Raw genomic sequence first — 11,892 nt, forward strand, 5'->3', positions numbered from 1 at the left:
ATGTCAGGGCAGGACGAACAACTTACTCAAGCACTAGAAGCCCAAGAAGAGGCGCTAGAAGCAATGGGTGAAGAAGAGGGTTTGCCAGAAGAGGAAGCAGGCCCTAAGCAGCTATCATTTAGTTTTGCCAAGCGCAATCAAGTGCTATTAGAAACCAATGAAACCCCTGCTATTTTGTATTTCACAGAAAATACGCCATTTGACGTGTTTGCAGAAGTACGCCGCTTTTATGGCGAACCCTTCGTACCGAAGACCATTCCAGCCGATGAATTTGAAAGCTTGCTAACTAGCGCGTTCCAAAGGGATAGCTCGGCGGCAAAGCAATTGATGGAAGACTTAGGTAACGAGAGCGATTTATTTGCTCTGGCTGAAGACTTGCCTGACACAGAGGACTTGCTCGACAGCGAAGACGATGCTCCCATTATCAAGTTAATTAACGCGATGTTGGGTGAGGCAATCAAAGAAGGCGCCTCTGATATTCATATCGAAACTTTCGAGAACCAGTTGGTTGTGCGTTTTCGTGTAGACGGCGTACTGCGGGAAATCTTAAGGCCAAACCGAAAACTCTCTTCTATGCTGGTGTCGCGTATTAAGGTTATGGCGAAACTGGATATTGCGGAAAAGCGCGTACCTCAAGACGGACGTATTACCTTGCGTATTGCCGGACGAGCGGTTGACGTACGTGTATCAACCATGCCTTCTAGTCATGGTGAGCGCGTAGTATTGCGTTTACTTGACAAAAACAACGCTCGCCTGAATCTTGAAGATTTAGGTATGACTCAGCAAAACCGCAATCACTTTTCTACGCTTATCAGAAAGCCTCACGGTATTATTTTGGTCACTGGTCCGACAGGTTCAGGTAAAAGTACCACCTTGTATGCAGGCCTTACCGAAATAAATTCCCGTGACAGAAACATTCTGACGGTTGAAGATCCAATAGAATTTGATTTACCTGGCATTGGGCAAACACAGGTTAATCCTCGTGTAGATATGACCTTCGCCCGTGGTCTACGGGCTATTCTTCGTCAAGATCCAGACGTGGTGATGGTGGGTGAAATTCGTGATATCGAAACAGCGCAGATTGCCGTTCAAGCCAGTTTAACGGGCCACTTGGTGTTATCGACACTTCACACCAACACCGCCGCGGGTGCCATAACCCGTTTAGAAGACATGGGCATAGAACCCTTCCTTCTATCTTCAAGTTTATTGGCTGTTTTGTCTCAGCGCTTAGTGCGAACCTTGTGCCCAGATTGCAAGAAACCCCACACGCCAGATGCATCTCAACTTGAAATTTTAGGTTCATCGGCCACCAGCGACACGGTAATTTATTCTCCTCATGGTTGCGCAGCCTGTAATCAAACAGGATACCGCGGTCGTACCGGCATTCATGAGTTGCTGCTAGTAGACGAAAAAGTGCGAGAAATGATGCACGAAGGTGTCGGTGAACAAGCTATTGAGCGCTATATCAGAAAGACTACACCGAGCATTCGCGAAGATGGTTGCCGAAAAGTGCTTTCTGGTGCAACTTCACTTGAAGAAGTACTTCGAGTAACGAGGGAAGACTAAATGGCGGCGTTCGCTTATAAAGCGGTTAATGCCCGCGGCAAGAACACACAAGGGGTTCTTGAAGGAGATAATGCAAGACAAGTACGCCAGCAACTGCGCGAAAAAGGGCTTATACCTTTAGAAGTGGAACAAGTTGCTGAGCGCAAACAAAGCGACAGTAAAGGATTTTCTTTTTCGCTCTTTAGACCGCGCATATCAGCTTCAGATTTAGCACTTATTACACGACAATTGGCCACCTTGGTCGAATCGGCGCTACCTGTGGAAGAGGCGTTACTTGCCGTTGCGGAACAGTGTGAAAAAGCACGTCAGAAAAATATGATGATGGCCGTGCGCAGTAAAGTGGTGGAAGGCCATGGTTTAGCTGATGCATTGGCTGAGTTTCCTAGCGTATTCGACGAACTTTACCGTGCAATGGTTGCCGCCGGTGAAAAATCTGGGCATTTAGACACCGTATTAAATCGACTAGCCGACTATACCGAGCGTAGACAACAAACTCGTAGTCAAATTACCCAAGCCATGGTTTACCCGTTTTTGATGTTGTTCTTCGCGATGGGTATCGTTTTACTTTTACTTACCGTGGTAGTCCCAAAAATCGTCGGGCAATTTGATCATATGGGTCAAGATTTACCGGCTATTACGCAATTTTTAATTTCGTTGAGCACTTGGCTACAAGATTACGGTCTGTATATGCTAGTTGTTATTGGCGTGTTGATTGTCATTATTCAGCGAGTGCTTCGTCAAAAGCACATGAAATTGCGCTACCACAAAGTATTACTAACGTTGCCACTTCTTGGCAAAGTATCACGCGGGCTTAACACAGCGCGCTTCGCACGTACCTTAAGTATACTAAGCGCCAGTGCAGTCCCTCTACTTGAAGCTATGCGAATTTCAGGCGACGTACTTGAAAATCAACATATTAAGAATCAAGTTGCCGATGCCGCTGTGAACGTAAAAGAAGGAAGCAGCCTTCGTGCAGCACTGGAAAATACAAAAATGTTTCCACCCATGATGATGCACATGATTGCGTCGGGTGAAAAGTCGGGCGAGCTGCAACAAATGCTAGCGCGCGCGGCAGACAATCAAGACAGGGAATTTGAAGCGCTTGTTGGTGTCTCACTTAAGGTGTTTGAACCCTTACTCATTGTATCGATGGCAGGCATAGTTCTGTTTATCGTAATGGCAATATTGCAGCCAATTTTAGCATTGAACAACATGGTGAATATTTAATGAAAACGTTAAATCGCAGTACTGGTTTCAGTTTAATCGAAGTCATGGTAGTACTTCTTATCATTGGCATTATGGCGTCTATGGTAGCCCCTCAAATTTTAGGCAACCAAGAAGAAGCGCAGTTGAAAAAGGCAGCTGTTGATATTCAGCAAATGGAAAGTGCCCTTGAGATGTACAAGCTTCGCAACAACCGTTTTCCTACCACTGAACAGGGTTTGGATGCATTGGTTACCGCACCAACTATCGACCCTATTCCACGCAATTATCCTGAAGGCGGCTTTATCAAGCGCTTGCCTGAAGATCCGTGGGGTAACCCTTACGCACTAATTAGCCCAGGGGAACTCGGTGTAGTCGATATCTTTTCTAACGGTCCAGATGGTGAGCCAGGTACTGATGATGACATTGGTAACTGGAACATTAACGAATACTTAAACTAAGCTATGCACGGGCGCAGCTGTACACAACATTCATCAGCAGGCTTTACACTATTAGAAGTCATGCTTGTACTGCTGCTCATTGGTCTGTCGGCAGGCTATGTTATGTTCAATGCATTTGGCGCTAGCCAGTCAGACCTATTAAAAGATCAAGCGCAACGCATGCAGGTCATCGTTGATATGGCCAGTGATTATGCTGTGCTCAATCAGCAACAGTTAGGTGTTCGCATCGAGGAAAACGACAACGCGTATTACTTCGTTTACCTTGATGAAAATGACAAATGGCAACGTGTAGAAGACGAAAATATCTATGCAACCCATACGTTACCGGAACAGTTCAGCATGTCTTTGAATTTAGACGACTTGCCATGGGATGTGGAAGACAGGCTGTTTGATAGAGAGCTGTTTGACGAGAACCTGAGTGTGTCAGAAGACGGGGTTGAAATTGGTAACGAGGAAGAAGAGCAATTACCACCACCTCAAATTTTGATCATGTCCAGCGGTGAAATTACGCCTTTTACTTTGTCCTTTAACTACGAAGGTGAGCGGGGAGAAATGCCCGTTTACTTCAGTTTACAAAATCAAGATTTGCCCCCCTTAGCGTTAGAAGGGCCATTGGAGCGCCCTCTGTGAACGCACCTTTATCAACACCAAAAACACAACGAGGCATGACACTATTAGAAGTCATGGTTGCGTTACTTATTTTCGCAATGACAGGCACCGCCATATTGAAAGCGGCGGGTGACCATCTATCAAGTGTTGGACAAGTTGAAGCGGTTACCTTTGCCAATTGGGTCGCCAGCAACCGATTAAGCCAATTACAGTTAGACACAACATGGCCACCCAAAAACAACGTCAAAGGCAATATGGAAATGGCTGATCGCACTTGGTACTGGCGACAAAGTGTTACCAAAACCAATGACGATGACTTACGCGCTGTCACCATCTATGTTGGCGAAGATAAAGAGTACGCCAGCTCTGTTACATCAGTCACCACGTTTGTTGCAAAACCAACGTCGAAGAATTAAAGGACTGGTATGCAACGCGGCTTCACACTTATCGAAATACTTATTGCCATGGCGATTTTCACGTTAATTGGCCTTGCTTCTACTGGGTTACTCACTACAGTCATCGACAGTAATGATATTTCTGAAGAACGATTTCACAAGCTTCAAGCGCTGCAACGTGCTGTGACCACAATAGAGCGTGACTTACAGCAAGCGGTTGCACGTTCCATTCGTGTTGATGGAGAAAAACGCGAAGCAGTTATGGCTGGCGGAAAAGTTGATGGCAGTGATGATGATGGCATTGGCTTTGTTCGAGGGGGATGGCATAACCCACAACAAATGCTTCCACGCAGTACATTGCAGTATGTAGCCTATCGCCTGCGTGACAATAAACTCGAACGTTTATACAGCACCTATGTCGACAATGTAATTGGCTATGAGCCCAAGATAAGAGTGCTTTTAGAGGATATTGACGGCTTTAAAGTCGAATTTAAAACTAGTCAGGGCAGTAAAAACGAAGCAGAAGCCAAATGGAATGAAAGCTATCAGGGCTCCGTATTACCCCTCGCCGTTGCCGTTGAGTTTGTCAGCCGCGACTTTGGCACAATTCGCCGTGAATTTACTTTAACGACGAGTGTGCAATGAACATGAAACGTTATCGTCCATCTCGCAAGCCAATGCAATCCAAACCGCCCAGTAAGCAAAAAGGTGTGGCGCTGATGATTGTACTAATGATAGTTGCATTTGTTGCTGTGCTTGCTACAGAAATGGGAACGCGGTTGCAGCTACAGGTTCAGCGCACCATGAACTTAAAAGACAGTAACCAAGCATACTGGTATGCCATGGGTGCTGAAGCCTTTGCTCGTAAATCTATTTTAACCCTGGTTACCGAAAGCCCCGATGTTATTTCCTTAGATCAGCCTTGGGCTCAAGAATTTAATTACCCGCTAGAAAATGGCGGCTTAACGGCACATTTGGAAGACTTACAAGCCTGCTTTAATTTGAATGCAATAACCTCTGGTAGCGCAAGCACAGATACGAGTAACAGTTCCGCCAATACCACTGAAGCCATGGACGCTTTTCACGCTATGTTGATAGCGATGAGTATAGATGAGCTCGATAGCTACACAGCCAATACATTAAGAGATAGTCTTGCTGATTGGGTGGATGACGATGACTTTCCCCGTAGCTATGGTGCTGAAGACAGCGAATACGAGTCCCGTGAGTTTCCCTATCTTGCGGCGAATGGACCACTGGCATCGAAAAGCGAATTGCGTATTATAAATGGGGTATCACCTCAATGGTTACCGGATTTATTTAAATTGGTGTGTGTTATACCTGGCAACAATGAGTTAAATGTGAATGTAAACACGTTAGAAGACGATGATGCGCCGTTACTTGCTGGGTTAACTGGCCTTGATCTTCGCCAAGCACAAAGTCTGATAGGGAGTCGTCCTAAAGACGGCTGGGATAACAAGGATGACTTTTTGAACGACCCAGCTATTACCGCACTCAATTTATCGAGTTCGCGACAAGCGTGGTTTGTGGTAAAGACTGAATATTTTAAGCTGCACACAAAAACACAATATAACAAAGCAACGTTTAAGCTTTCCACCGTGTTTCACGCCACCGCCGACAATGGCGTAAGTGTTGTGAATCGCGAGTTTGGGGGAACCTATTAATGGAACAACTTTTAGTGCGATTAGGCGCTAACCAGAGCGATCCAATCAACTGGTTAGTGTACTCGCAAACAGAGAACGAAATTATCGCCTCTGGTGAACTGCCAAATGCAGACGCATTGTCTACGCTTTCTGAACGAGCGGGACAACGGTCAATTGTCGCACTTGCCCCAAGCAGTGAGATTTTACTTAAGTGGGTAACACTGCCGCCAAGAGCAAGTAGAAAAGTCTTAGCGGCAATTCCGTTTATGCTTGAAGATGAATTGGCAACAGACATCAGCAAACAATTTTTTGCGATTGGGCCAAAACAGGGCGATCAACAAGCAGTTGCTGTAGTTAGCCACGAAAAGATGCAGCAGTGGCAGCAATGGTTGGCCGATGCAAACCTGTTTTGCAGTACTATCATTCCTGATGTGTTGGCTGTACCCGCTACGCCTAATGGTTGGTCTGTACTAACTATCGGAGAGCAACTTCTCGTACGTCAAGATGTGTTTAAAGGTGTTCAAGGCGAACAAACCTGGCTGCTTCCAACCCTTGCTCATTTCACTGCGCAGCACGAAGGTACTGTTAACATTACAAATTATGCAGGTATCGACTTAAGCGCATTACCCAACATAGAAGAAGCCCAAGCGCCTCTTGAGTTACCCATGCAAGTACTTGCTAAAGAAGCCATGAGCAGCAGCTTTAACTTGTGCCAAGGGGACTATAAGGTAAAAAGAAAAAGTAGAGGTGTGCTTTCCCAGTGGCGCGTAGCCGCAGTATTGGCTGTATTAGCACTTTCCACTAGCCTTATCGATAAAACAGCAACTTTGTATCAGCTAAAGTCTCAAAACGAGACCTTAAGTAAAGAAATCAATGATTCAGTAAAAGCAGGCTTTCCGAATATTGGCACCTATCGCAATGTGCGCCTTAAGCTTGAAAGTGAACTCGCCAAGCTTGAACAAGGTGGAGGGAGTGCCTCCATTCTGGTTATGCTAGATCAGTTAACCCCCGCTTTCGCAGCCACAGAGGTTAAGCCACAAACCTTGCGTTTTGACGCGTCGCGTACAGAACTCAGAATTCAGGCGCAGGGCAAAAACTTTGAGGCACTGGAACAATTTAAACGCAGCGCTGAAAACGCAGGTTTCATTGTTGAGCAAGGTGCAATTAACAATCGCGATAATGGCGTGGTGGGAACCGTGTCAATCAGGAGCACGTCATGAAGGCACTTTTAGAGAAATACAAAGCGCTAACAGAGCGTGAGCAAAAACTCGTTATTGCATCCGCAATAATGGTGTTGGTTGCGCTATTTTACTTCATTATTTGGGCTCCGCTTAACGCGGCATTAGACAGAGAGCACAAGCTACTCGACAACCAACAATCACTTCTTGTGTGGGTGAAAGACAGTGCAGCTAGAGCCCAACAGCTTCGCCGTAGCACAGGCGGAAAGCAAACTTTTTCTGGCTCTTTGCCACAAGCGGTCAACCGCACAACCAGCCAACACGATATTGCTATTTCACGTATGCAACCTCAAGGTGAAGAGTTACAAGTGTGGGTTGATCAAGCCCCGTTTAACAACGTATTGGCATGGTTAAAAGCAATGGAAAGTATGGGCGTAGTGATCCTTCAAGCCGACATTGCAGAAGCCGATGTGAAAGGTCACATCAAAATTCGCCGATTACAATTAGGTAAAGCATGAAGTCAAAAGTAAGTTGGATATTAGGCGGGATCGTTGCCTTTTTACTATTCGCCATAGCAAATATGCCCGCTGTGCAGGTTATAGGAAGAGTCAACCTTCCCAGTAACGTTTCACTCAGTGGCATCAGTGGCACTTTGTTTAATGGTAAAGCACAAACTGTTGTTGCCAATGGACTGCCAATCAACAACGTTAAATGGCAGCTTAACCCATTGTATATCTTTTTAGGTAAAATCCATTTAGACGTAAAAGCAGGCAATGTGCGCGACAAAAATGACATTGCTTTTGAAGGTCCAATAACCACAGGGCTATTCAGTCAAGAGCGCGTTAAAACAAAAAACTTCACTGTCTACTTACCTGTAGATAGAGTGCTCGCCAAGGTCCGACTACCGTTACCGGTAAATGCAGGCGGTCGCTTCAAAGTAAACTTAAACGAACTGGATTTTGGCCCGACATGCAGAGCACTTTCAGGCACAGGAGATTGGCTTAATGCCACCGTAGCAGGAACACAAGGCCCTATTGATTTCGGCACTTATTCTGCGAAATTACGCTGTGAAGGTGATGACATTGGCGTTACCGTAAGTGAGCCTAACTTATTGGGGTTATCGATGGACGCAGTCATTGCCACAAACATGAAAAATGTGAAGGTAAACGGTAAGTTTAAGCCCGACGATAGCTTGCCTAATGAAGTGCATCAAGCGTCTCGTTTCTTTGGTACGCCTGATGCCGATGGGTATATTCCAATCAAACTTTAACTTCTCCGAAACCTGGGGCTGTCGCTATAACATTCAGCCCCTTGTAGTAAAGCTTTAGTCTGTATAAAGGTCGGGAAAGTGAAATTTCGCCATTGCCAGTGTTAACGCGACTTCATACACACTTTGTCGAGTAGCGTGGTTTAATGTCAGTAGCCCAATCGCACCACCTTTTTGTTTTACATTAACGGTATCAAATAACTTATCCATCACCGGGCCTAATTCTTCACCGCGTTGCAATGCCTGATACACACTTACAGGTAGTGGCAAACTCGCACTGCGTGTTACCGACCAATGCCCTTCGTGATAAATAGCAACATAGGCAAAGGTTGCAGGGCCATCTTCAAAAACATCTACGCCGCCTTCTATAGCTACATACCAAGCGTCAGTTAAACCGCCTTGGTGGTGGGCTAACATGGCTTTTATACGATTAATTGCTCCTAATCGAGTTTCATCTTCGTTCATAGGCTGATCAGGCACACCACTTGGCACTGACAAACCTTGCGCGTCAAAGTCGTGTTCAAGGGCGTCTGAAAGGGTATTTAGTGCTGCGTTTATTTTTACTGGGTTTTTAGAACCCACATAAATTGTATCTGAGATCATTGCTGAGCGTCCTTTCTAGGTATGCGAAACAGGGTTAGCCATTATGTCATCTATCATCAATCGATAGTCTCGCACTGCAGCAAACTCGGTAATATTCCGGTTAGGCAATTGGCTGTCTGGATTATCAACAGCAAGTAAATGCTTGATGCCATACGTACGCGCAGCTTCCAGAATAGGGAGTGAATCATCGACAAAGAGCGTGCGGTTCACATCAAATTTTACCCTTGCTTGCAAACGCTCCCACAATAGCTGAGATTCTTTAGTTACGCCGAATTCATGGGTAGAAATAAGATTGTCGATATGGTCGTCAAGCTGAGTATGCTCTAACTTTAATGCCAAGCTGTTAGGATGAGCATTGGTAACAAGCACGACTTCTCGACCTGACTCATGTAACGCCTTTAAAAATGGAATGGTGTCATCTCTAAGCTCAAGTAAATGCGCAAGCTCACGTTTTAGTGGCATAAACTCATTTTCTAAATCCATTTCTAAAGACTCGGCCCAATAGTCTAAGCAATACCATTGAATCTGACCAAATACCGCGTTGTATCGCGCTGTCATTTCAGCTTGGCTTTGTGCCTCTGAAATACCGCGTAGTTCAGCTAATCGCTTAGGCAAGTGATGCAACCAAAACTGATTGTCATAGTGTAAGTCCAAAAGCGTGCCGTCCATATCAAGAAGGACAGTGTCTATTTCATTCCAGGGCAGAAAGGGCAAGCGATTTTCCTTATAATGAAGTAAGCTAGAATTAACGATAACCTGTATACAAGTATGATAACAAAGTTGTAGCGAGACACATGCCAAAAATTGACCCGAACAAACCGTTACCACAAATTCATTCTCGTGAAATTGTTGCGCAAAGCAAACTATTCAGGGTAGAGCGCCTCGATCTTGAGTTTTCTAATGGCGCCACACGTGAATTCGAGCGTATGGCAGGTGGGAATCGCGGTGCTGTTATGATTGTACCTATGCTTGATGAAAACACTATGGTGCTGATTCGCGAATATGCTGCAGGTACACACTCATATCAACTCGGTTTTCCCAAAGGGCTTATCGACCCTGGCGAAACTGCCATAGAAGCCGCGAACCGCGAGCTTCAAGAAGAGGCAGGGTTTGCTGCAAACGAGTTAATCGAACTGCACAAAGTAAGTATGGCCCCCACATTCTTTAACGCCAATATGACCATTGTACTCGCTCGAGACTTATACCCGAAGCATTTAGAAGGTGATGAGCCTGAACCTCTTGAGGTCATTCACTGGCCTTTAGACGAAGCTGATGCTTTACTTGCACGAGAAGACTTTATTGAAGCCCGCTGTATTGCAGCACTGTTTTTGGCTCAAAAGTGGTTTAAGGAACAATAAACAATGCCCGATGACGCCCACCCCGATCTATTAGAACTTGCAAAAAAAATTGCCGTTGAAGCTGGCGAAGCTGTACTAGAAGTGTATGACAAAGGTGAGTTTGACGCTTACCAAAAAGACGATGAGTCTCCTGTCACCAGCGCTGACTACTTGGCAAATGACATTATCAATAAGCGCTTAAAAGAAGCCACTCCAGACATACCCATTCTTTCTGAAGAAAACAAACACGCAAGTTTAGCAGAGCGAAAACACTGGCCCCGTTATTGGTTAATTGATCCTATCGATGGTACCCAAGAATTTATTGCGCGAAGTGGTGATTTTGCCGTCAATATTGCACTTATCGAGAATAATCAACCCGCAATCGGGGTGATCTTCTGGCCACCGGGACAAAGTCTGTATTACGCTCAAAAGGGTAAAGGTGCATTTAAATCATCGCCAGATGGCGATCACCCCATCAAAGTGCGCAAACTAGACGACCCGAAAAAAAGCGTTGTCATGATTGCCATTAGTCGTCGTCAATCTAGAGAAAAAGTGCTAAGTCGCATGTGTGCGAGAAGGGTTTACCAAACTCTTCCGTTGGGTAGCTGTTCTTTGAAAGCGTGTTTTATTGCCGAGGGCAAAGCTGACGTATTTATGCGTATAGGCATAACCGGAGAATGGGATACAGGTGCATCACAGTGTATTGTTTCAGAAGCAGGAGGCAGTATTGCTGCTGCTAACTTCGAACCTTTGACATATAACCAGCGTCATTCGTTAGAGAACCCAGATTTTGTGGTAATGGGCGATCAACGCGTGCCTTGGCAAGACGTTATCCAGTATGATGATTTTGTAAACCCTCATCTCGATTGACGCGTAATGAATAAGTAAATGTGGGAAAAAATATTTCCCACTGTTAGTTGCGCTTATGAAATATCAACATCACCAAAGATGGAACCCAAACGCTAAAAGGAGTAAACCTATGATGGCAAAACGTATTCGAAGCTTGTCTGCAGCGTTGCTCGCAGGCGGTCTAGCATTTCCAGCGGCTGCACAATGGACGATGGACAACGATACAAGTGAGCTGCATTTTCTGACTACCAAGAATGCACAAGTTACCGAAGTTCATCAGTTTGACAGTTTTGGCGGAAGTTTGTCAGACGACGGAAAATTGGCTGTAACGGTTTCCCTTGCATCAGTAAATACGGCCATTGATATTCGCAACGAGCGAATGAAAAAAATGCTTTTCAATGTGAGTCAGTTTGCCGAAGCAACCTTTGAAGCAAAGCTCGACGAGAGTATGACAAACCTTGCCGTGGGCGATATGGTAACGGGAAGTGTGGAAGGTACATTGACCTTGCACGGTAAAGCGGTTCCTACCACTTTCGCAGTGAAGGCAAGTAAAGTAAGTGAAGACACACTAACTGTTTCAACAACATCTCCTACACTTATTAAAGCAGAGTCATTTGGCCTTGCAGATGGTGTTGCAGCTCTTCAAGAAATAGCAGGCCTTAAAAGCATCACCACTACGGTGCCTGTTACTTTTTCTGTAACCTTTACGCAATAACGTTTACGTGTAATTACGCGTTAAGGCATACAAAAAACCGCACACATG

The 11,892-nt window shown here is 45.2% G+C and carries 15 protein-coding genes; 13 read left to right on the forward strand and 2 right to left on the reverse strand.

Going from position 1 to position 11,892, the window contains the following annotated elements; all coding sequences use genetic code 11:
* From gspE to EYR97_RS20440, 10 genes are read left to right on the forward strand one after another with little or no spacing between them, the layout of a single operon-like run.
* Window positions 1–1,566, forward strand: a complete 1,566-nt coding sequence (gspE, locus tag EYR97_RS20395) for a type II secretion system ATPase GspE (protein ID WP_131095600.1) — start codon at window positions 1–3, stop codon at window positions 1,564–1,566.
* Entirely contained in the window at window positions 1,567–2,793 is a 1,227-nt protein-coding gene (gspF, locus tag EYR97_RS20400) for a type II secretion system inner membrane protein GspF (RefSeq protein WP_131095601.1), read from the forward strand.
* On the forward strand, window positions 2,793–3,230 hold the full coding sequence (gene gspG / locus EYR97_RS20405) for a type II secretion system major pseudopilin GspG (RefSeq protein ID WP_131095602.1): 438 nt from the start codon (window positions 2,793–2,795) through the stop codon (window positions 3,228–3,230). Before gspF ends, gspG begins: the two co-directional genes overlap by 1 nt.
* Before the next feature lie 3 nt (window positions 3,231–3,233).
* Entirely contained in the window at window positions 3,234–3,860 is a 627-nt protein-coding gene (gene gspH, locus EYR97_RS20410) for a type II secretion system minor pseudopilin GspH (protein ID WP_131095603.1), read from the forward strand.
* Window positions 3,857–4,255 carry a type II secretion system minor pseudopilin GspI gene (gene gspI, locus EYR97_RS20415; protein ID WP_258313272.1) on the forward strand — a complete coding sequence of 133 codons (399 nt, stop codon included), beginning with the start codon at window positions 3,857–3,859 and terminating at the stop codon, window positions 4,253–4,255. Before gspH ends, gspI begins: the two co-directional genes overlap by 4 nt.
* Before the next feature lie 9 nt (window positions 4,256–4,264).
* A complete protein-coding gene (gene gspJ, locus EYR97_RS20420; protein WP_131095604.1) occupies window positions 4,265–4,879 on the forward strand; it encodes a type II secretion system minor pseudopilin GspJ in 615 nt (204 codons plus the stop codon).
* Window positions 4,876–5,916, forward strand: coding sequence for a type II secretion system minor pseudopilin GspK (gspK, locus tag EYR97_RS20425; RefSeq protein WP_242635145.1), 1,041 nt, complete (start codon window positions 4,876–4,878; stop codon window positions 5,914–5,916). Before gspJ ends, gspK begins: the two co-directional genes overlap by 4 nt.
* Window positions 5,916–7,115: a type II secretion system protein GspL gene (gene gspL, locus EYR97_RS20430; RefSeq protein ID WP_131095605.1), complete on the forward strand. Its 1,200-nt coding sequence runs from the start codon at window positions 5,916–5,918 to the stop codon at window positions 7,113–7,115. The genes gspK and gspL overlap by 1 nt, the downstream gene beginning before the upstream one ends.
* A complete protein-coding gene (gspM, locus tag EYR97_RS20435; protein ID WP_131095606.1) occupies window positions 7,112–7,591 on the forward strand; it encodes a type II secretion system protein GspM in 480 nt (159 codons plus the stop codon). Before gspL ends, gspM begins: the two co-directional genes overlap by 4 nt.
* Window positions 7,588–8,343: a type II secretion system protein N gene (locus EYR97_RS20440; RefSeq protein ID WP_131095607.1), complete on the forward strand. Its 756-nt coding sequence runs from the start codon at window positions 7,588–7,590 to the stop codon at window positions 8,341–8,343. The genes gspM and EYR97_RS20440 overlap by 4 nt, the downstream gene beginning before the upstream one ends.
* Window positions 8,344–8,397: 54 nt before the next feature.
* Here the strand turns inward: EYR97_RS20440 and yjjX are convergent, their stop codons facing one another.
* Window positions 8,398–8,943, reverse strand: a complete 546-nt coding sequence (gene yjjX, locus EYR97_RS20445) for an inosine/xanthosine triphosphatase (RefSeq protein WP_131095608.1) — start codon at window positions 8,941–8,943, stop codon at window positions 8,398–8,400.
* Between the two features lie 15 nt (window positions 8,944–8,958).
* Window positions 8,959–9,657, reverse strand: coding sequence for a GMP/IMP nucleotidase (gene yrfG, locus EYR97_RS20450; protein ID WP_131095609.1), 699 nt, complete (start codon window positions 9,655–9,657; stop codon window positions 8,959–8,961).
* 80 nt (window positions 9,658–9,737) lie between these two features.
* On the opposite strand from yrfG, the gene nudE reads away from it, so the two are divergent.
* The 3 genes from nudE (at window position 9,738) to EYR97_RS20465 (ending at window position 11,844) form a co-directional block, all read left to right on the forward strand.
* A complete protein-coding gene (nudE, locus tag EYR97_RS20455; RefSeq protein WP_131095610.1) occupies window positions 9,738–10,301 on the forward strand; it encodes an ADP compounds hydrolase NudE in 564 nt (187 codons plus the stop codon).
* Between the two features lie 3 nt (window positions 10,302–10,304).
* Window positions 10,305–11,150, forward strand: a complete 846-nt coding sequence (gene cysQ / locus EYR97_RS20460) for a 3'(2'),5'-bisphosphate nucleotidase CysQ (protein ID WP_131095611.1) — start codon at window positions 10,305–10,307, stop codon at window positions 11,148–11,150.
* 109 nt (window positions 11,151–11,259) lie between these two features.
* Window positions 11,260–11,844, forward strand: coding sequence for a YceI family protein (locus EYR97_RS20465; protein WP_131095612.1), 585 nt, complete (start codon window positions 11,260–11,262; stop codon window positions 11,842–11,844).
* Window positions 11,845–11,892: the final 48 nt, after the last annotated feature.

It is taken from the genome of Alteromonas sp. KUL42 (assembly GCF_006538325.1).
Classification (GTDB): Bacteria; Pseudomonadota; Gammaproteobacteria; order Enterobacterales; family Alteromonadaceae; genus Alteromonas.